This is a genomic window from Butyrivibrio hungatei, from assembly GCF_001858005.1.
Taxonomy (GTDB): Bacteria; Bacillota; Clostridia; order Lachnospirales; family Lachnospiraceae; genus Butyrivibrio; species Butyrivibrio hungatei.
This window is the reverse complement of the sequence record NZ_CP017831.1, coordinates 1,693,463-1,714,157: the sequence shown is the minus strand read 5'-3', so window position 1 is coordinate 1,714,157 and position 20,695 is coordinate 1,693,463. Positions and strand designations below refer to the sequence as shown.

General features: G+C 38.4%; 17 protein-coding genes. All 17 read left to right on the top strand.

Going from position 1 to position 20,695, the window contains the following annotated elements; genetic code table 11:
- Nucleotides 1-2: 2 nt before the first annotated feature.
- Nucleotides 3-1,451: a chitobiase/beta-hexosaminidase C-terminal domain-containing protein gene (locus bhn_RS08030; protein ID WP_071176207.1), complete on the top strand. Its 1,449-nt coding sequence runs from the start codon at nt 3-5 to the stop codon at nt 1,449-1,451.
- 100 nt (nt 1,452-1,551) lie between these two features.
- Nucleotides 1,552-2,427, top strand: a complete 876-nt coding sequence (locus tag bhn_RS08025) for a sulfide/dihydroorotate dehydrogenase-like FAD/NAD-binding protein (protein WP_071176206.1) — start codon at nt 1,552-1,554, stop codon at nt 2,425-2,427.
- 29 nt (nt 2,428-2,456) lie between these two features.
- A complete protein-coding gene (gene gltA, locus bhn_RS08020) occupies nt 2,457-3,842 on the top strand; it encodes an NADPH-dependent glutamate synthase (RefSeq protein WP_071176205.1) in 1,386 nt (461 codons plus the stop codon).
- 159 nt (nt 3,843-4,001) lie between these two features.
- Entirely contained in the window at nt 4,002-5,027 is a 1,026-nt protein-coding gene (locus bhn_RS08015; protein WP_071176204.1) for an MORN repeat-containing protein, read from the top strand.
- A 1-nt stretch (nt 5,028) separates the two neighbouring features.
- A complete protein-coding gene (gene rlmH / locus bhn_RS08010) occupies nt 5,029-5,511 on the top strand; it encodes a 23S rRNA (pseudouridine(1915)-N(3))-methyltransferase RlmH (protein WP_071176203.1) in 483 nt (160 codons plus the stop codon).
- 9 nt (nt 5,512-5,520) lie between these two features.
- Nucleotides 5,521-6,546: a PhoH family protein gene (locus bhn_RS08005; RefSeq protein ID WP_071176202.1), complete on the top strand. Its 1,026-nt coding sequence runs from the start codon at nt 5,521-5,523 to the stop codon at nt 6,544-6,546.
- Nucleotides 6,547-6,548: 2 nt separating this feature from the next.
- A complete protein-coding gene (locus bhn_RS08000) occupies nt 6,549-7,760 on the top strand; it encodes a hypothetical protein (RefSeq protein ID WP_071176201.1) in 1,212 nt (403 codons plus the stop codon).
- On the top strand, nt 7,741-8,244 hold the full coding sequence (gene ybeY, locus bhn_RS07995) for an rRNA maturation RNase YbeY (protein ID WP_071176200.1): 504 nt from the start codon (nt 7,741-7,743) through the stop codon (nt 8,242-8,244). The genes bhn_RS08000 and ybeY overlap by 20 nt, the downstream gene beginning before the upstream one ends.
- 16 nt (nt 8,245-8,260) lie before the next feature.
- The gene (locus bhn_RS07990) at nt 8,261-9,898 is read left to right on the top strand and encodes an MATE family efflux transporter (RefSeq protein WP_071176199.1); all 1,638 of its coding nucleotides are present in this window, start codon (nt 8,261-8,263) and stop codon (nt 9,896-9,898) included.
- A gap of 2 nt (nt 9,899-9,900) precedes the next feature.
- The gene (locus bhn_RS07985) at nt 9,901-11,127 is read left to right on the top strand and encodes an aminoacetone oxidase family FAD-binding enzyme (protein WP_071176198.1); all 1,227 of its coding nucleotides are present in this window, start codon (nt 9,901-9,903) and stop codon (nt 11,125-11,127) included.
- Between the two features lie 331 nt (nt 11,128-11,458).
- On the top strand, nt 11,459-13,126 hold the full coding sequence (locus bhn_RS07980; protein WP_071176197.1) for an NAD(P)/FAD-dependent oxidoreductase: 1,668 nt from the start codon (nt 11,459-11,461) through the stop codon (nt 13,124-13,126).
- A 68-nt stretch (nt 13,127-13,194) separates the two neighbouring features.
- Complete coding sequence (locus tag bhn_RS07975) at nt 13,195-15,078, top strand: RsiV family protein (RefSeq protein ID WP_071176196.1); 1,884 nt, start codon at nt 13,195-13,197, stop codon at nt 15,076-15,078.
- Nucleotides 15,079-15,090: 12 nt separating this feature from the next.
- Complete coding sequence (locus bhn_RS07970) at nt 15,091-15,660, top strand: 5-formyltetrahydrofolate cyclo-ligase (protein ID WP_071176195.1); 570 nt, start codon at nt 15,091-15,093, stop codon at nt 15,658-15,660.
- A gap of 171 nt (nt 15,661-15,831) precedes the next feature.
- Nucleotides 15,832-17,073 (top strand): glutamate-5-semialdehyde dehydrogenase, encoded by a 1,242-nt coding sequence (locus bhn_RS07965; RefSeq protein WP_071176194.1) that lies wholly within the window; start codon nt 15,832-15,834, stop codon nt 17,071-17,073.
- A gap of 24 nt (nt 17,074-17,097) precedes the next feature.
- Entirely contained in the window at nt 17,098-18,198 is a 1,101-nt protein-coding gene (locus bhn_RS07960; protein ID WP_071176193.1) for a class II aldolase/adducin family protein, read from the top strand.
- An 18-nt stretch (nt 18,199-18,216) separates the two neighbouring features.
- Entirely contained in the window at nt 18,217-19,293 is a 1,077-nt protein-coding gene (locus bhn_RS07955; protein WP_083385841.1) for a S66 family peptidase, read from the top strand.
- A 668-nt stretch (nt 19,294-19,961) separates the two neighbouring features.
- Entirely contained in the window at nt 19,962-20,648 is a 687-nt protein-coding gene (locus bhn_RS07950) for a hypothetical protein (RefSeq protein ID WP_071176192.1), read from the top strand.
- Nucleotides 20,649-20,695 lie beyond the last annotated feature (47 nt).

Sequence of the window (20,695 nt, the reverse complement as noted above, 5' to 3'; positions counted from 1 at the left end):
CTATGAAATGTCCAAATTGTGGCAAAGAAATACCTGAAGGACATATGTACTGTGACGACTGTGGAACGGAGATAAACATTGTCCCAGATTTCGAGCCGGAAGTTGAAAATGAAATAAATATCAGTTTGTCAGGTCTGGCAGATGAGCTTAATAAGGATGCCAGGAAGAAACTTTTGAGAAAAGAAAAGATCCAGAATTTCTTTATTATCCTAAAAGCTCATTGGAAAGTTGCTGCTATTGGTGTTGCTTCAGTTGTTGGCCTTGTGCTTTTCGTTGGCTTTTTAGCGTCCTACAATGACAGATCATCAAATTATTACATGGGCCTTGCGGAGAATTCCAAGGCTGCAGGTAATATGGATCAGGCAATAGTTTATCTAAAGCGTGGTATGGCTGAAAATCCAGGTAATTCAGAGCTGGTTTTTAGATTATCTGATTATTACATGGAAGCTGAGATGCCTGATGAAGCAGTAGAAACCTTGAAGACGATCACCACCTCTGACAGGTTTGCTGATGATATAGTGATAACAGCTTATGAAGGCATTATTTCAATCTATAAGCAAACAGGTGAGTTTAACAAGATAACTGAAGTTTTATCAGATACTGATAACGAAATAGTATCTGCTTTAAGAGCAAAATATGTGCCGGGCAGTCCTATCATGTTACCTGAAAGCGGCACATATGAGGGAATTGTTCAGATTAAGATAATTACAAGTGATAATCAGAACAATCCAATTTACTACACAGTAAATGGCGATGAACCAAACACCGATAGTATTTTATACGAAGGTGAGATTGCCATAGAAACTGACGGTGAATACAATATTAAGGCAATATGTGTTAATGACTACGGAATCTTTAGTCCTGTTACGGAGTGCAACTATGTACTTGAAAAGGGAGCTCCTGTAGCGCCTGAGATCATGGAGCCAAGTGGTGATTATAATCAGAACACCATGATAGTTGCAGTGGCAGAGCAGGGGTACACCATTTTCTATACTACAGATGGAAGCGACCCTACTATGGAGTCCAAGCAATATATTTCACCTATTACTATGCCGGTTGGAACTTCTCATTTTAAGTTTGCTACTTTTGATCAGGATGGCAATTCAAGTGAGATCGTAGAAAGAGATTATCATCTGGTATTTACAAGACTTGTTTCTACCGAGCAGGCTGTAAATAGCCTTGTAAGTACACTTGTAAGACTTGATATTTTGCTGGATACTTCAGGTAAAGTCAGAGGTGTAGAGGGACATAATGAATATATTTACAACTCAGAGATAGAAATCCAGGGTGCAGGTGAATATTATGTCATCATAGAAAATCATGTTTCTAATGATGGAAAGTCGACACCTACAGGTCTTATGTATGCTGTTAATACTCATGATGGCACGGTCAATAGACTTGGCTATGACTCAAGTGGCAAATATACGCTCATAACCATTTCTAACAGATAAAAACAATTTAGCGCTTTACCAATTTAAATTATGAATTGAAATTTTTAGGTTTATCATTTATCATGTACTAGGTAATTACATTTTTTGTAGGAGGATGACTATGTTCAAGATTTTAGAGGCTAATGAGCTCACTACGAACATTTATCAGATGATCGTTGAAGCTCCACGTGTGGCAGAGGCGTGCTTACCAGGACAGTTTCTTATTATACGTGTTGATGAAGAGGGAGAGAGAATTCCTCTTACTATCTGTGATTATGACAGAGAAAAGGGAACTGTTGAGATTGTTGTTCAGGCTATCGGTGCAGAGACTCATTTACTTTCAAAATTAAAGGCTGGAGATCATCTTGCAGATGTGGTTGGACCTCTTGGTAAACCTTCAGATCTTTGTGAAGAAAGCATTGAAGATCTTAAGAAAAAGAAGATCGTATTTATTGCCGGTGGTGTTGGAACTGCTCCAGTATATCCTCAGGCTAAATGGCTTAAGGAACATGGTGTAGATTGTGATGTTATCATAGGCGCCAAGAATAAGGATCTTGTTATCTTAGAGGATAGATTCAAAAAGGTATGTAATTTGCATGTTACAACTGATGACGGATCATATGGCAGAAGTGGTATGGTTACAAAGGCTCTTCAGGATCTTTGGGATGAAGGCAACAAATATGATCACTGCGTAGCTATTGGACCAATGATCATGATGAAATTCGTATGCAAACTTACACAGGAACTTGGTATTCCTACAGTTGTAAGTATGAACCCTATAATGGTAGATGGAACAGGAATGTGCGGAGCTTGCCGTTTAACTGTTGATGGACAGGTTAAATTCGCTTGCGTTGACGGACCTGAGTTTGACGGACACAAGGTTGATTTTGATCAGGCTATGAACCGTATGAAACTTTATAAGACAGAAGAGGGCAGACTTCTTCTTAAGGCTCAGGAAGGTGATACTCACCACGGCGGATGCGGAAATTGTGATTAATGTAAGCGAAACAGATAGGAGAAAAACAGATGGATGGATTTGTAAGAGTTCCTGTTCGTGAGCAGGATGCTAAAGTGCGTGCTACTAATTTCAAAGAAGTATGCCTTGGATATAACAAAGAAGAAGCAGAGAAAGAGGCTGTAAGATGCCTTAACTGTAAGAACCCACAGTGTGTACAGGGATGTCCTGTATCAATCAATATCCCAGCTTTCATTCAGCAGGTTAAGACTGGTGATGTTGAGGGTGCATATCAGACAATCAGTAAATCAAGCGCTCTTCCAGCTGTATGCGGACGTGTTTGTCCTCAGGAAAGCCAGTGCGAAGGTAAGTGCGTAAGAGGAATCAAAGGTGACGCTGTTTCAATTGGTAAGCTTGAGAGATATGTTGCTGATACTGCAAGAGAGATGGGTATTTTACCTGAGGGAGCTAAGGAAAAGAAAGGAAAGAAGGTTGCAGTTATTGGTTCAGGTCCTTCTGGTCTTACATGTGCTGGAGACCTTGCTAAGATGGGCTATGATGTAACAATCTTTGAGGCTCTTCATGAGGCAGGTGGAGTACTTGTATATGGTATTCCTGAGTTCCGTCTTCCTAAGGAAGCAGTAGTTAAGAAGGAAATCGAGAACGTTAAATCTCTTGGCGTTAAGCTTGAGACAGACGTTGTTATAGGTAAGTCAGTTACTATCGATGATCTTATGGAAAAAGAAGGCTTTGAAGCTGTATTTATTGGATCAGGTGCGGGACTTCCAAGATTCATGAACATTCCTGGTGAGCAGGCAATGGGTGTATTCTCAGCCAATGAGTTCCTCACAAGAAGTAACCTCATGAAGGCATTTGATGAGAATTCACGTACACCTATCATGAGGCCTAAGAAGTGCGTTGTAGTTGGTGGCGGTAACGTTGCTATGGACGCAGCAAGAACAGCTCTTAGACTTGGAGCAGAAGTTCATGTTGTTTATAGACGTGGTGAGGAAGAGCTTCCTGCACGTAAAGAAGAAGTTGGACATGCAAAGGAAGAGGGAATCATCTTTGATCTTCTTACAAACCCTGTTGAGATCCATGCTGATGAGAACGGCTGGGTAACAGGTATCACTTGCATCAGAATGGAGCTTGGTGAGCCTGATGAGTCAGGAAGAAGAAGTCCTGTTGAGGTTCCTGGTTCTGAGTTTGAGATCGAGTGTGATGCAGTTATCATGTCACTTGGTACATCACCTAACCCTCTTATTTCTTCAACAACAAAGGGGCTTGAGATCAACCGCAGAAAATGTATCGTTGCAGAAGAGGCTACAGGTCAGACATCTAAGCCAGGTGTATTTGCTGGTGGAGATGCTGTTACAGGAGCAGCTACAGTTATTCTTGCTATGGGAGCTGGTAAAGCTGCTGCGAAGGGTATTGATGAGTATCTTTCAAATAAATGATCTTGATATATTTAAAAGTCTGGTCCATGAGACCAGACTTTTTTTTCTACAAAAAATCTTAAGATTTTTCGTAGGTAAATCTTAAGATTTAGGAAGTATTATAAGAACAGGAGCTTTAACTATGTTATAATTATAAAGATTTTAATTGGAGAAACTTAAATGAACAACAACGAAAAAATTAAAGTAGCGATTACAGCAGGAATTGTTTCAGTAATTCTATTGATCTTAGTGATCTTTTTGGCAGTTACGACCAAAAAGGATGCAGTAGATGATGATACGAAGCTTTCTGAGAATATTACAGATTATGCAAGCTTTTCAGAAGAGGGCGCAGGAAAGGTTGATGACAGTGCTGTTTTAGCATCTAGTGAAGATGGCGCAGATAGTGCTTCTACTTCTGGTTCATCAGAAGTGATGTCATATTCAGAGTATGTGGATTCTGTAGCAGGTAGTGTTTCTGGTAACAGCTTTTATGAGACCAAAGCTGCAGTCCTAAGAGATGTATACAATGGTCTTACTTTTGACAAGAATGCTCAGCTCAAAGAGATGATGACATACTGGGAAGATGGCAATATGGAAGCAGTTAGAGATCTTGCACATCTCGAACGCTTTGAAGTTATGTCATATCAGCTTGGAGGAACAGATTTCTTTTACTATTACGGTGAAACAAATGCTGAAGGTAAGCCAAATGGTAAAGGTATAGCTGTATATGCTAATGACCAGTATTATTATGGCGAATGGGCTGAAGGTGTTAGAAGCGGAAATGGAACCTGGGTTGCTTTTTATCCATCTTATAGCAGATATGTTGTAACAGAGCATCTTTATACAGGTTCATGGTCAGCTGATCTTCCAAACGGCGAAGGACAGGAGCATTACGACTATAATGCTGAGTATATGAACAAGCAGGATTTTTACCTTCAGAACGCTATTGGAACCTTTAAAGATGGCAAGTACAATGGAGACATGTATATCATTTCAGTTGATAAGGATGATCATTCAACGGAATGGTATGGAAAGTGCATTGATGGTAATTGGGAGCAGATCATAAATACTACAAAGGATAAAAATGGAAAGATTCCGGTGTTGTATGAGAGAGAAGATAATAAATCTTACTATTACATGACATCTGAAGGTAGTCAGAATAATGGCATCGATGGCATGATAACCGGCGGATCAGTAGCAAAGTAATATGAGTACTATTTCAATAATCTGTGTTGGAAAAATTAAAGAGAAATATTGGAACGATGCAATAGCGGAGTATTCTAAGAGATTATCAAGATACTGTAAGCTCAATATAATCGAGGTTGCAGATGAAAAGACTCCTGATAATGCTCCAGAAGCTGTTTGCGAGCAGATAAAGAAAAAAGAAGCAGACAGGATCTTAAAGCATATAGATCCAGGAGCATGTAAATGCGTACTTGCTATCAAAGGTAAAAGATATACATCAGAAGGCTTTTCTGAATTTATTTCTAAACAGGGAATCAGCGGGATAAATCATATCCAGTTTATTATTGGAGGTTCTCTTGGACTTCATCAAAGCGTTATGGATGTGGCGGATTCAGAACTTAGCTTTTCGGATATGACTTTTCCGCATCAGATGATGAGAGTTATTCTCCTTGAGCAGATTTATAGAGGATATAAAATATTAAGTGGGGAGCCTTACCATAAGTAAGGGTTTTATATGAGCGAGATTACAGAATTAAAACTTACTTTATCAGCAGAAGATCAGCGCAATATTTTTGGTGGCAACGACAGTTATATCAGAAAGATCGAAGACAGCTTTCACGTTGAGATCATAGATAGAAACGGTGAGCTTCATATTATTGGGGACAAAGCCGGAGCTACCAAGGCTTCAGGCATTTTAAGAGAGCTTGTTCAATTATCAAGAAGAGGTTCTAATATCGAAGAGCAGAGCGTTGATTATGCCATCTCATTAAAGGGAGATGACAAAAAGGATAGTGTTCAAAATGATAACGTCTTGGTAGATATTGATAGAGATGTTATCTGTCATACAATTTCAGGCAAGCCTATAAAGCCAAAGACTCTCGGACAAAAGAAGTATATAGATGCTATCAGAAACAAGATGATAGTATTCGGTCTTGGACCAGCAGGTACTGGTAAAACATACCTTGCAATGGCAATGGCTATCACAGCCTTCCAAAGAGAAGAGGTTAGCAGGATCATCCTTACAAGACCTGCTATAGAAGCTGGTGAAAAGCTTGGCTTTCTGCCTGGAGATCTTCAGAGTAAGGTAGATCCATATCTTAGACCATTATATGATGCTCTTTATCAGATCATGGGCACAGAGAACTTCATCAAAAATATGGAAAAAGGACTTATAGAGGTTGCACCACTTGCATATATGCGTGGTAGAACCCTGGATAATGCTTTCATCATCCTTGATGAAGCGCAGAATACAACACCTGCTCAGATGAAGATGTTCCTTACCAGAATTGGCTTTGGCTCTAAGGTTATCATCACAGGTGACGCTTCTCAGAAGGACCTTGCACCTGATGTTAAGTCAGGTCTTGATATAGCTCAGGGCGTATTAAAGGGAATTGATGATATTGAATTTTGCACTCTTACAAGCAGCGATGTAGTTAGACATCCTCTTGTTCAGAAGATAGTTAAGGCTTATGAGGACTACGAAAAGAAGGCTGCTAACAAGCAGAGAAATAAATCTATAAAGAAATTGGAGAGAAGATGAGGATGGAAACAGAAAAGTCTTCTGTTATGATCAAATTCATATATGGCGCGCTTTTTTGTTTGACTGGCGTAATTGTTTTTGCTTTTTCTTTTTTCATGGGAAAGAGCTATGAAGCTATACTTAGAAATGTGATCGTTTCCCTTATTATTTCCGGAACAATTATCTTTATGCTGCTTGATGCCTTTACCAGAGGTAGGAGTGGTCTTTCTTACGATAATTACGACAAAAAAAGCAGATTCATGATCATATATGTTGTCGTTCTTATCCTTTCTTGCATATTTGCACTTATTCCTAATGAGTTCTGGCCATACATGTCGTTATTTGTAATGATGGCTCTTTTCTCTAATAGTGAGATTGCTATCGTATCAGGCGTAGGCTTTGCCACTATATCTGTTATGCTTGAAGAAAACGGTAATTTTGGCGAGCTATTTATGTATGTTCTTGCTGGATGCGTTGCAGTAGCAATGTTTAGAGATCTTAAAGAGAATACTTCCATTGGATTTCCAGTGTTTATTTCTCTTGTAACTCAGGCAGTTCTTCTGATAGCTTTCAATGTTCTTTTTCTTAACAGGACACTGTCTATCAACATTTTGATCCTGCCTATCCTTAACCTTATGCTTAATCTGATCATTCTTTTGATCTTCCTTAATATGTTTGGTGTATATGTCATCAGAAGGTCTAATGATATGTATATGGAGATCAATGATGCTGAATTTTCTCTTTTGGTGCAGTTAAAAGAGAAGAATAAGGACGAGTATTTTAGAGCTATTCATACAGCATATCTGGCTGAGAGACTTGCTCTTGGTCTTGGTTTTAATGCAAGAGCAGTCAAGGCTTGCTCTTATTACCACAGGATAGGTGTTCTTGATGGAAGCCTGAAGTGGAGTGATGTAGAACATTACTATACTGAGAACAACTTCCCGATAGAGGCGATTGAGTTCCTTAAAGAATATATGGAGCCTCAAAAGGGTAAGGTTAAATCAAAAGAAGCACTTACTGTTCAGCTTTCTGAGACAGTTATCGCATCTATCATGTATCTTTTAAACAAGAACTCTGATGCTGATATTGACTATGATAAGCTAATTGATAAGATTATAGATAAAAAGATCCAGGATGGTGAGCTTATGGATTATGCCATCACCTTCAGAGAACTTGAACAGATGAGAAAATTACTTAAAAAGGAGAAGCTATACTATGGTTTTTTACGTAGATAATGAGGTATCTGCTTCCTTTGACTTTGATATAGAGGAAATTGCCAAAAAGGTATCACAGGCAGTACTTGATTCTGAAGGCTGCACGCATGAAGTTGAGATAAGCCTTATCATTACAGATGATGAGGGCATTCACGAAATGAACAGAGATTTTCGTGGTATAGACAGACCTACTGATGTCCTTTCTTTTCCTAATGTTAGCTACGATGAGCCAGGGGACTTTTCTGTAATGGATGGGGAACAGAATGTTGACCTGCTTAATCCTGATACTGGAAACATTATATTTGGAGATATTGTTATAAATGAAGCCAGAGTTCGCTCACAGGCTGTTGAGTATGGACATAGTGAGATGAGGGAATTTGCTTTTTTAGTCGCTCATAGTATGCTACATCTTTGTGGCTACGATCACATGGAGGAAGACGAAGCTGCTGTAATGGAGAAGAAGCAGAAAGATGTTTTAGACAAACTGGGTATTACTAGAGGCTAAGCTTTGGGAGAGCGGTATGAAGCAGTATTTTGAGGAAAAGAGAATCAGACCTGATATACTAACAGCTGCTGTATATTGGGCTATTATCATAATGATGGTCTATACAATATGTGGACTTAGAATATATGGGGATAAGGGAGCAGGCTTTTTGGCTGGTCCGTTATCTGTTTTTTATATTTTGTACCTGATATTTGTTTTGGCAGTACAAAAGTCTGTGTGGGTCATGGTTCGTGTAAGAGCAAGAAGGTCTCAGTTTTTAAATGCAGAGGCCAATATGAAGAGATCCTTTAGGATATTTATTATTTCTGGCATCGTAGTAATGGCAATGCTTCTTATCGGAAGCTTTTTCTTGTCTGAGAAGCTGTTTGGCTCCAGCAGAGGAAACTTTGCCTGCATCATGGTTGGAATTACTTCCATTGTGCTATGTATACAAGGAGTTTTGAGAGGTTACCTTCAGGGAATTGGATATACTAAACCTATCGTGATTTCAGACCTTATAATAGCCGTTATCTCTTTTGTTTCAGGAATATTTTTATCACTTATCATGTATAGGTATGGACTTAAGGTAAATGATCTTTTCCATATATCAGAACTTAGTGCTGTATACGGATCAGCTGGAATGCTTTTAGGAATTTTAATTGGTTCACTAGGAGGCTTATTACAGATCCTTATCAGTTTCACTATAAGAAAAGCAGAGATAGAAGAGATCGTAAAGGAAGGCGCTCCAAGATATCTTGATAATAAGAATGATGTACTTACAAGCATAAGATCCATAGTTCTTTTATATGTAAGTCCTGCGCTTTTAGTTCTTGTGGATCAGATTTTCTTTGTGATCACACATAAAAAGGCAGAAGCAGAGCTTGATTTTCAGACTCTGATGGGAATATATGCAGGAAGAGCAATTCCTGTCATCGTTACCTGCATTTTACTTTGCTGTGTTCCATTTATAAGACCATGGAACAGAGTTATGGCTAGAATAGAAAGAGACGAGATAGAAGGCGCCAGAGACAGACTTGATGATCTGGCTTCTGTAAGCCTTAAGCTTGTTATTCCTGTTATGATATTTGTTTTTGTAATGGCTCAGACTTTAGAGATTGCCTTATTTGGTAAAGACGTAGAGATGTCCAGCATGCTCATCAGGATTGGAAGTCCGCTGATCGTGTTTGGAGCTGTAGCTATGTTTTTATCATGGCTTTTAAATCATATGGGTAAGACCATTCTTACAACAGTATGTCTGGCTCTTTCATGGGCTGTTCATGTGGCTTTACTTATCGCCTTTACAGTTCTTCTTAAGCTTGGCGTATATGGAATGATGCTTGCAACTCTTGTGTCTGTAATATTTTATTGTTTGAGCTCGTTCTTTATGCTTAAGAAGATGCTTAAATACAATTTTGACTTTGCCAAGAATTTTGGTAAGCCTTTATTTGCCGCAGCTGTAGCAGGCTTTGTGATCTTTTTGATAAATAAGTTGTTCATAAATCTTGTAGGTGATATTTTGACTTTTGTCATTTGTTTTGTTGTATTTTACTTTGGATACCTGTTTGCTATGGTATTTTTAGGTGAGTTCAATAGGAATTCACTAAAGAAAATTCCTTTTGGATTTGTTTATAATGGATTTGTTCCTAGAAATTCAAGAGATTATTATGAGGAATAAAATTGGGTAGAAAGATTATTGTTGTAGGTGGTGGTGCATCTGGTATGTGCGCAGCTATCTATGCTGCAAGAAATGGTGCAGATGTAACCATCATCGAAAAGAATACTCAGCTTGGTAAAAAGCTCTCTATGACAGGAAATGGCAGATGTAATCTGTCAAATCTTGATATGAGTGAAAAGATGTATAATCCCGCTGCTGAAAATAGAATGAAGCAGTGGTTATCTGTTTATGGCGTATTAGATGTCATAAATTTCTTTAAATCCTTAGGTATTATAATTAAAAGTGAAGATGGATATTTATATCCGATTTCTGGACAGGCTAGCACTGTCGTTTCAGCTTTTGAAAATGAATTAAAGAGACTTGGCGTAAATATCATATTTGGTGAGCAGGTCAAGTCTATAGAGGAAAATAAGGAAGAGCATATCTACAAAGTAGTGACTTCCAAAAACTACTACTTTGCAGATAGGGTTATTGTGGCAATTGGCTCTTTATCTGGTGCCAAGAGTACTATGTCCACAGGAGATGGCTATTATATTTGCCAGAAGCTTGGCATGACCATTAAGGACACTCATCCAGCACTTGTGGGATTTAAATGCGAGGAGGGTGAGATACTTCCTGAGGCAGGAGTTAGGTCAACAGCCGAAGTTAGCTTTTATCTTGGTAATGAAGAGCTTGCAAAAGAATATGGAGAATTGCAGCTAACTAAGGATGGAATATCTGGAATCCCTGTAATGCAGGCTAGTAGCAAGATCATAAAGTTTGTTGAGGAAAAGAAACCTATAACTGTTTCAATTAATTTCTTTGCAGATTACGACGAGGATGATTATCTGTCTCTTTGCAAAGAGATGCTACAGCTAAGGGACGACAGGACATTAGAAGAGTTCTTAAATGGGTTTCATAACAGTTACATAAATGATCTTATTATCAGAAAGATGAAGATGGGACGCTCAATGAAGATGAAGAATATTTCAGAGAGCATGGTAATGAGTATCTTTGATAGTTACAGGAATTTTAAGCTTAAGCTTTCAGATAGCTATGGATATCAGGCATCGCAGGTAACGGCGGGGGGAGTGAGCCTAGGAAATATCAGGGATGACATGACGGTGAAAGACCACGACGGGCTTTTCGTAGTAGGAGAACTTCTCGACGTGGACGGTCGCTGCGGTGGTTATAACTTGCAGTGGGCTTGGACATCCGGAAGTATCGCTGGTACCGTGGCGTCTTTGTGATGCCGGTAGGTTGTTGGATTCCCGGTAGGTTTTGGGGAGATGCAGGGGTTATATGAGCATTTTATGGACGCTCTCGCTTCGTTAAAATCGTAGCAGTACTAAGGCATTAAAAAACAATGCCTAAGTACTGACGATTTTAAAGACCATAAAGATGCTCATATAACTCCCTGCATCTCCTTCATTACGTATGGGAATTCAATAATCTAATGCAAGAAATAACAATGGACGTAAAATAATAAATGAAGTAGACCAATACTGTATAAATAAAACAATTTGATAAGTTCATAATTGTAAGATGGTTTTAGTTTAAGAACTATATGAGGAAAGTTAGATGATAAGAGTAAATCAGATAAAAATTAAGATAGATTTGGAGAGAGCTTTTTCTAAGGAGGAAGTTAAGGGGAAGCTTGAAAAACATGTTTGTAAGGCTCTTAGGGTTGATAGAGGGCAGATTGAGAATTTGGAGATCATTAGAAGGTCTATTGATGCCAGGAAGAAGCCTGAGATCTATGAAGTGTATATGGTTGATGTGAAGTTAAAGGGACTTGATGAGGGGAAGGTTCTAAAGAAGTGTAAGGATAAGAATGTTAGCTTTGTAGAGCAGGTAGTTTATGAGTTTCCTTATAAGTGCGTGAATGTTGCAGGAACTAAGAGGCCAGTTATTATTGGTTCTGGCCCTGCTGGACTTTTTTGCGGATACGAGCTTGCAAGGAATGGATTTAAGCCGCTTATTTTAGAAAGAGGAGCGGATGTAGATAAGAGGACTGAGATAGTTGAGCATTTCTGGGAGACTGGAGAGCTTGATGAGAGGACAAATGTGCAGTTTGGAGAGGGTGGAGCTGGCACATTTTCTGATGGTAAGCTTAATACTATGGTTAAGGACAAGGACGGAAGGGGGAGAGCTGCCCTTAAGATCTTTGTAGAAAATGGTGCTCCTGAAGATATCTTATATGATGCCAAGCCTCATATTGGTACAGATATTCTTAGAAATGTAGTTAAGAATATGAGAAACAGGATTATTGAATGGGGCGGAGAGGTTAGATTTGAAAGCCTTGTTTCTGAGATAAACATTGATGGAAATAGTCAAATTACTTCAGTTAAGGTGGTAGATCAAAATACAGGGAATACTGAGAATATTGAATGTAGTGAAGTTGTTCTTGCTATTGGTCATAGTGCGAGAGATACATTTTATATGCTAAGTGACAAGAAGGTTGATATGAAGCCAAAGCCTTTTGCTGTTGGCTTTAGAGTAGAACATCCACAGACTCTTATAAATCTGTCTCAGTATGGAGTAGAAAGTCCAAAGGCACTGCCTGCTGCCCCTTACAAGCTTACAGCTACAACTGACGAGGGAAGGGGCGTTTATTCATTCTGTATGTGCCCTGGCGGCTTCGTTGTCAATGCATCTTCAGAAAAAGGCAGACTTGCTGTCAATGGAATGAGTTATTCAAAGCGTGATGGTAAGAATGCAAACTCTGCTATCATCATTACAGTTGATCCTAAGGATTTTGGAAGTGAAGATGTATTATCAGGCGTAGAGTTTCAGAGAAAGCTTGAAGAAAAGGCTTATGAAATAGGTGGAGGAAAGATTCCTGTTGAATATTATGGAGATTTTAGAAAGGCTATAAGACCAGATCTTGAATCAAAGACAAGTGATGGCCTGGTAGAGGATAGAACTAATACTCCTAATATGAGGGGACAGTATACTTTTGCAAATGTTCATGAGATCCTCCCAAAGGATCTAAATGAAGCCTTTGTTGAAGGCATGGAAAAGTTTGGAAGGATGATAAAGGGCTATAACAGTGATGGCGCACTTGTATCTGGAGTAGAGTCTAGAACCTCATCTCCAGTAAGGATCAACAGGGATGAAAGTGGAGAGTCTATAAATGTGAAAGGTCTTTTTCCATGTGGGGAAGGCGCTGGATATGCAGGCGGAATCATGTCTGCAGCCATGGATGGCATGAAAGTTGCTGAATTTGTGGCAGCTAAGATGATCTAAGTGGCAACATATGAGGACTTTGATGTGTATTCTTCACGGAGACATTTTTTTACAAAAGGGGAATACCAATGAGAAATAAAAAATTTATATTAGCTATTTCAGCTATTATGTGTATGAATATTGCTTTATCTGGTTGCGGTGAAAAGGCATCTTTTAAATCAAGTAGCACAGCTTCTTCTGATGTAGCTACAAACGAGGATTCTAAAGATCAGAATGCGCAAGAGGATGAATTAGATGACTCTTTAGCCGATTTTGATTATCCTTATTTTTTCCTTGGTTCAGAGGATGGCGATTATAGTTATATAGTTGATGAGGCTGGCAAATGCGTTAAGACTATAGATAGAGCAGAAGTTTATAACATTCTTTCTAATAAGTTTGAAGTTGGAGAAGATAAACATAGTATTGATATTGAGTACTCTTACGGTGATATTGTTTTTTGCAGTGTTTTCAATTCTACAACTGATTGGAAGAAAAATGATTTTTATGCAGTAAATACTAAAACCAAAGACTCGGTTCTTTTTTGCGAGATTGAAGGAAGCTATTATTACAATATCGATTATTATAAGGGCAGTATTTATATCACGGGAAGAGACTTTGAGAAGAAGTTTGAGTTTACTGATAGTCTTGAGTATTCTGAAAGTGAGGTAGACCTTAAGGACTTTTTTGAAGGTGCAAAAGACTATGCTATCCAGATCAGTCTTATTTTTGAAAAAGGCTCTTACACAAGAGTATTTGATGAAATTGGCTTTGTTCCAGCATTTAATGATGAATATAAGGACGAAGTGCTTTTTGCTATTTCTAAAGATGGCGAAGTAACAAAGGTTCCTTATGAATACCAGCATAGTGATTCATTATTTGGATATGATAAGGATGGCTTTATCATTTATTCCTATGATGAGGACCATAACTTTATAAAGGCTGAGCTTGTTGATCCCAAAACTGGAGAAGCTAAAGAGTTCTGTTCTGATTCTTATGTATATTGCAAAGGCTTTGATAATAATTACATCTATTATATTGATGAAGTATACACTGACACATATATGATGGATGAGACCTATTACTATGCCTATGATGTAAAAAATGGTGAAGAAAAGCTACTCTATAAAAAGAAAAGAACTCCAGGAAGCGGCTATAATTCTAACTATCATGATGGTTATTATATAAATAATGGAAAGATATATTTTACTGATGTAGATGGAAGTCAGGGAAAATGGCTTATTATCGATGCTAGCTCAGGTGATATACTTCCAACGGATTGCGTTTATAACGAATATAATGCTCTTAAATATGGAACTGTAGAATATGATTATTCTAAGACCCTATGTGATAAATGTGGCAAGCCACTAATTAGGGCATATCAGGAGTATTTTGTTTTATCTGACGAATATTCAGATCATGCTGACGAGATCAATAAGAGCATAAAAGAAAATTCTATAGAGGATGAAAGTAATGCTTTTGGCTATTCTGATGATGATTGTTCTTATCATGATCAGTACACGGATACTCTTACAGATACCTATGAAAAAATTGTATGGAATGTTGATATCATCAAAGATCATTATCTTACTGTAGATTTAAGCTACTATTCAATGGGCGTTGGCGCAGCTCACGGTTACGGCGCAGGTTACATGCTTGTCTATGACCTTGATACAGGTAAAAAGATGGGCATAAGCGATTTCTTTGACGGAACAGAGGAAGAGTTTAAAAAGCTAATGGCTGAAAAGACTGTTGAATACTTTAACTCTCCTGAAGGTGAAGAGAGAAACAATCATGATGATATAGGAGATGATGAAGCCATATATCATAATGCCTATGAGCAGGCTGGATTTGATACAACACATCTAGATTTTTATGAAGATCACGTTACATTAGTTTATTACCAGTATGAAATTGCATATTATGCAGCGGGATGCTTTTATATAGACATACCATATGAAGATTTTCATGCATGATCGAGGGCTTAGATGAATAGCAAAGACATGATCCGAAAAGAAATAATTTCAAAAAGAGATAGCCTTACTTCTCAAGAAATATCTGATAAGAGTAAGGGTATTGCTAATAAGCTTATTTCTGCTTATGAATATAAAAATGCAGAAAATATCCTTATTTATGCTTCTATGAGAAGTGAAGTCATTACAGATGGAATTATTGCTGATGCTCTTAAAAGCGGAAAAAGTGTCTTTTGCCCCAAATGCACGGATATAGAAAACGGTGTAATGGAGTTTATAAGAATCGATAGTCCTTATGATCTTAAAGAGGGCTATTACGGAATTAGAGAGCCGCTGTACCATGAGAATGCTGAGATATTCGATGTGCCAAAAGATATGCTAAAGACCCTTATAGTTGTTCCTGGTGTTGCTTTTGACAGACAGGGCAACAGGATTGGATATAAGGGAGGTTATTACGACAGGTTCCTTTCAAAGTATCCACTGATAAAGACTATAGCCTTGGCTTTTGAACTTCAGATGGTAGATCGTATTCCAGCGGATGCTCATGATATCCCTGTTTTACAAGTTATCACTGAGAGTAATTGATTTTGCGAAGGTTTGGAAGTATTAGAAACTGTGAATTTTAAACAAAAATTTGCATGTAATTTCTCCTAGAAGCATTGGAAAAGAGTAGTGTTTTAGGCTCTGTATGTGGTATTATTCTGTAAGGGCTATTTGAGATAAGTAAATACTACTTGTGCAAACAGGAGGAATGGTATGGAACTTATAGAAATTTGCAGAAGAGCTAAAGAGGCAAAATATAAGGTACAGGACTTAACGACTAAAGAGAAGAACAAGGCTCTTTTAAAGGTGGCGGATGGCCTTATTAAGGACACCAAGACTATTTTGGATGCCAATAACGCTGATTATGAAGAGGGTAAGCTTTCGGGAATGCATCAGGGCATGCTTGACAGGCTTAAGCTTGATGAAAAGCGTATAGAAGCAATGGCAGAGGGCATTAGGGAAGTTTGCGCCCTTGAGGATCCTATCGGCGAAGTAATGGAAAGCTTCAAAAGACCTAATGGTCTTAAGATAAGTAAGGTTAGAGTGCCTTTAGGTGTAATTGGTATCATTTATGAATCACGTCCAAATGTTACTGCGGACGCTTTTGCTCTTACATTTAAAGCAGGTAACGCAGTAATTCTTAAAGGTGGTAGTGACGCTATCAACAGTAATATCGCTATCACGAATTCAATCAGGAATTCCCTTAGAAGTTTGAATATTGAGCCTGATGCTGTGCAGCTTATTGAAAACACTGACAGACAGGTTACTACTAAGTTCATGCAGATGAATGACTATGTTGACGTCCTGATCCCTAGAGGAAGTGCAGGTCTTATCAGAGCTGTTGTTGAGAATTCAACTATCCCTGTTATTGAGACTGGCACAGGTAATTGTCACATCTATGTTGATAAGGATGCTGATTTCGAAAAGGCTATTCCTATCATCGTAAATGCCAAGACTCAGAGGATTGGAGTCTGTAATGCTGCAGAATCTCTTATTGTTCATAAGGACATCAAGGATAGCTTTTTGCCATTATTTGAAAAAGCTATGAAGGAGCATTCAGTTGAGATCAGGGCTGATAAGGAAAGCATTGAGAATCTTGATGGGGCAGTTCCTGCAACAGAAGATGATTTTTACAAGGAATATCTTGATTATATTATTTCAGTAAAGACAGTAAGTGATGTTGATGAAGCAATTGACCATATCAACAAGTATAATACTGGTCATTCAGAGTCGATCATTACTGAGAATAAAGATGCAGCAAAGAAATTCTTAAAAAGAGTTGATGCTGCATGTGTCTATGTTAATGCGTCCACTAGATTTACTGATGGTTTTGAGTTTGGTTTTGGTGCTGAGATCGGTATAAGTACACAGAAGCTCCATGCAAGGGGACCAATGGGACTTAAAGAACTGACATCTTACAAATATCAGATCACAGGAAATGGACAAATAAGATAAATGTTTTGAAGGAGTTTTGATTTAATGCTACATAATGGGGAAGAAATACTAGAAGCAAAAAAGCACATTATAGAAGTCTCAAGAGAGCTTCATGAAATAGGTCTTTTAGTAAGGACATGGGGAAACATTAGCTGCAGAGTAGATGAAAAGAGCTTTCTTATTACTCCAAGCGGTATCAGATACGAAGATCTTGTACCAGAGATGATCGTTCAGGTTAATATCGACGATCTTTCTTATGAAGGAGATGTTAAACCTTCAAGTGAACTTAAGGTTCATGCTGTTTGTTATAAAGTCAGAAGTGACGTAGAGTTTATCGTTCATACACATCAGGTATATGCTTCATGTGCAGGAACACTTGGTCAGAAGTCTATATTTACATATTTTGATGATGAAGATCTTACTATTCCTGTGGCAGCTTATGCGCTTCCTGGAACAGATAAGCTTGCTGAGAATGTAGAAAAGGTACTAAGAAAATATACTGACTGCAATGGTTTTATAATGGCAAATCATGGAACTGTCTGCCTTGGTAAGAATTCTAAAGAAGCTATCTACGAGGCTGAGAAGATGGAGGTTGCCTGCAATAATTTCCTTATCGATGTTTGCAAAACTGATATGCACCACGGCGTTGAGGTTGGATTTAACAGTCATTTGGAAGATGGAAATATTGTCTATGACGTGGCTGATACTCCTAAGAGGGTAAAAGAGATACATGAGGCAATCTATGCCAAGAGACCGGATGTTAAGTACATTATCCAAAATAAATCAGAAGCTGTTATGACAGTTTCAAGAAGAGCAAATCATATGAGACCGCTTCTTGATGACTTTGCACAGCTTATCGGTTATAGCATTAAGGTGCCTAGTAATGAGCATGGTAAGGACGGCCACAGCTTCCATCATATAAAGAAAAATGCAAATGTAGCCTTTTGTTTAAATGATGGAGCATATTGCTTTGGACCAACTGAGGATGAAGCTATGGCAGTTGCTATAGTCCTTGATAAGGGCTGCATTGCTCACACTGCTGTTATGCGCCATGGAGAGGGTCATTACCTTTCACTTCTTGATTGTTACAAGATGAACAGACATTATAGAAAGTCATATTCTAAGCTGGCTGACGCGGCTAAGTGATTTTGGAGGAATTTATAATTGATAAAAAGACCTGTTTCAATCAAAAAAGGAGATGTAATAGGAATAACAGCACCTTCTTTTGGTGCGGCAACAGAGCCTTACAGTACAATGATAGATGTCTCTTTGGATAAGATAAAGGAAAGAGGCTATAAGATACTTGAAGGTAAGACAGCTAGACTTGGTGATGGCATTGGTATCAGTACTGATCCAAAGGTTGCAGCTTCTGAGCTTATGGAGTTTTATAAAAGAGATGATATAAACGCCATTATCTCTGCTGGCGGAGGTGAGCTCATGAATGAAACCATTACTCATGTTGATTTTAATGAGCTTAAAAACTACCCACCAAAGTGGTTTATTGGCTATTCTGATAATACAAACTTTATCTTTCCACTTGTTACCATGACTGGAGTTATGGGAATTTATGGACCTTGCATTTCTGGATTTGCCAAGAAATGGGAAGGGACAGAAGAAGATTCATTTGCGCTTCTGGAGGGAACAAAGACTTCTTTTAGTGGCTATGAAAAGGTTGCCTTTGAAACAGATGATGATAATGAGTCTGAGCCTCCAAAGGCAGATTTCTATTACGACTGGACCTATGAATATAACGCAGAAAAAGAATTAGTTATATATAGCTGCGAGAATGGCAAAGCTAATAAACTATCAAAAGATGCAGAAGTATCCTTCGAAGGAATTCTTCTTGGTGGATGTCTTGATGTTCTTGCAAACCTTGTTGGAACACGCTTTGATAACATGAAATCTTTTAACGAAAAGAACCAAGATGTAATCTGGGTTCTTGAAGCCTGCGACCTTACACCAATGAGCTATAGACGAGCTCTCTGGAACCTCAGAGAAGCCGGCTGGTTTACTAACGCGAAAGGCTTTGTGATAGGTAGACCATGCACATCATTTGGTCAGAACATGATGGGAGTAGACCAATATAACGCAGTTACCGAAATACTCAAAGATTTCAACGTTCCAATCATAATGGACGCCGACATCGGTCACATCGATCCAATGCTTCCTGTAGTAATGGGTGCAAACGCCAAAGTTTCCACCAGAAACAATAACCTTTTTGTTGACTACCTGTCATTATAACTTCTTGGCTGGGATTATTTGAGGCTTCGCCTGGGGGCGCCCTGCCTCTGCCTAGTTCAGCCCAGTGGGGCCGCCAGCCTAAAGTTTATTTTTGTTCATCCTTTGGATTTTTATGTTCATGGCATTATATTTCTTACTTTAAATTCTTTGAAACAAACTCGTCTTTGAGGCACATTTTTGGTTGTAAAGTTTTGGGTTTGAACGATTGTCAAAAAAACGCCATTTTCTTGTGCTCATAAGCAGCTTTTGAAACGCATGCGGTTTGCGTTTAGCAAGAGCATGCGTATTAAAACAAAAGCTGCATGAGCACATAGAAAAGTATCGTTTTTTTGATGAGGGCAAAACAAAACTTTACAGCAAAAATGGCATCAAAGACTCAGACAGTGTTTCAAAAACTCAATTTAAAGTAAGAAAAATGACGCTCATGAACACAGAAAAATCCTCAGAGATTCTCAAAAACAAACTTTAGGCTGGCGGCCCCACTGGGCTGAACTAGGCAGAGGCAGGGCGCCCCTCAGGCGAAGCCTCAAATAATCCGCGAAAGGTTTTGGATGACAGGTAACAAAAAGTTAAGGATATTTAGGGAAACTTTACGTGAAATTACATATAGATGGAATTAAAATGATGGTACCTAAGGATGAATATGATGTGTTAATGGAGGTATTAGCATGTTAAGAAAAGTAGAGAAATATATTTGTATAGTATTTGCTTTTGTTCTTGCAATTATGCTTTTGATTCCTGCTAAGGTAGAGGCATATAGTGATGTGGACTGCTTTGATTTTGGCGATACTGTGATGTCCATAAATGCAGGAGAGAGCAAGAAAGTATGGTTTAGAAGTGATTATAACTATACTTACTTCGTTGGTGATCATACTAGTGACGGTACATATATTGAATGTACTTATAGAGCTGGATCTGAGTATATGGTAGTTCATATCGGCCCAGACGAGACAGTTAAGAATGTATTTTTCCATTTTTATGTAAATGATGCAAAACTTGAAAGTGGAGACGTACATGACTGTATAGAAGTTTATGTTCAGAATATTGTTCCTCAGTATCAGTCCATTCCAGTTGGAATTGCTGGAGGGAAGACAGGAACCTTGATGAAACAGGGAAATGTTGCAATGCTCTATAATGATCAGGGAATTGCCATGGCGTCCTTCTCAATCAGCAACGGCAATGGCAACATGGGCACCTTTGGCATCACTTCCGTTACAAATAATGGCAGTAACTATTTTGTTATCGTTGCTCCATCAACCATCTATTACCCTAAGATTTCAGAGTCAGATAAAGCAGTAATGATAGCAAACGGTTATGCTGGCATTTGTGTAAACGGAATCTATAAGAACTGGTAATTCGAAAGATTATAGTCCAAACAGCTTTACTGTATAGGACATATTCC

Excerpts from the sequence above, each read along its gene's own strand:
- bhn_RS08000 (WP_071176201.1), top strand. The coding sequence starts at position 6,549 with ATGGAAACAGAAAAGTCTTCTGTTATGATCAAATTCATATATGGCGCG.
- gltA (WP_071176205.1), top strand. The coding sequence starts at position 2,457 with ATGGATGGATTTGTAAGAGTTCCTGTTCGTGAGCAGGATGCTAAAGTG.
- bhn_RS07975 (WP_071176196.1), top strand. The coding sequence starts at position 13,195 with ATGAGAAATAAAAAATTTATATTAGCTATTTCAGCTATTATGTGTATG.
- bhn_RS07990 (WP_071176199.1), top strand. The coding sequence starts at position 8,261 with ATGAAGCAGTATTTTGAGGAAAAGAGAATCAGACCTGATATACTAACA.
- bhn_RS07965 (WP_071176194.1), top strand. The coding sequence starts at position 15,832 with ATGGAACTTATAGAAATTTGCAGAAGAGCTAAAGAGGCAAAATATAAG.
- bhn_RS08030 (WP_071176207.1), top strand. The coding sequence starts at position 3 with ATGAAATGTCCAAATTGTGGCAAAGAAATACCTGAAGGACATATGTAC.
- bhn_RS07960 (WP_071176193.1), top strand. The coding sequence starts at position 17,098 with ATGCTACATAATGGGGAAGAAATACTAGAAGCAAAAAAGCACATTATA.
- bhn_RS07950 (WP_071176192.1), top strand. The coding sequence starts at position 19,962 with ATGTTAAGAAAAGTAGAGAAATATATTTGTATAGTATTTGCTTTTGTT.
- rlmH (WP_071176203.1), top strand. The coding sequence starts at position 5,029 with ATGAGTACTATTTCAATAATCTGTGTTGGAAAAATTAAAGAGAAATAT.
- bhn_RS07980 (WP_071176197.1), top strand. The coding sequence starts at position 11,459 with ATGATAAGAGTAAATCAGATAAAAATTAAGATAGATTTGGAGAGAGCT.
- bhn_RS07970 (WP_071176195.1), top strand. The coding sequence starts at position 15,091 with ATGAATAGCAAAGACATGATCCGAAAAGAAATAATTTCAAAAAGAGAT.
- bhn_RS08025 (WP_071176206.1), top strand. The coding sequence starts at position 1,552 with ATGTTCAAGATTTTAGAGGCTAATGAGCTCACTACGAACATTTATCAG.
- bhn_RS08005 (WP_071176202.1), top strand. The coding sequence starts at position 5,521 with ATGAGCGAGATTACAGAATTAAAACTTACTTTATCAGCAGAAGATCAG.
- ybeY (WP_071176200.1), top strand. The coding sequence starts at position 7,741 with ATGGTTTTTTACGTAGATAATGAGGTATCTGCTTCCTTTGACTTTGAT.
- bhn_RS08015 (WP_071176204.1), top strand. The coding sequence starts at position 4,002 with ATGAACAACAACGAAAAAATTAAAGTAGCGATTACAGCAGGAATTGTT.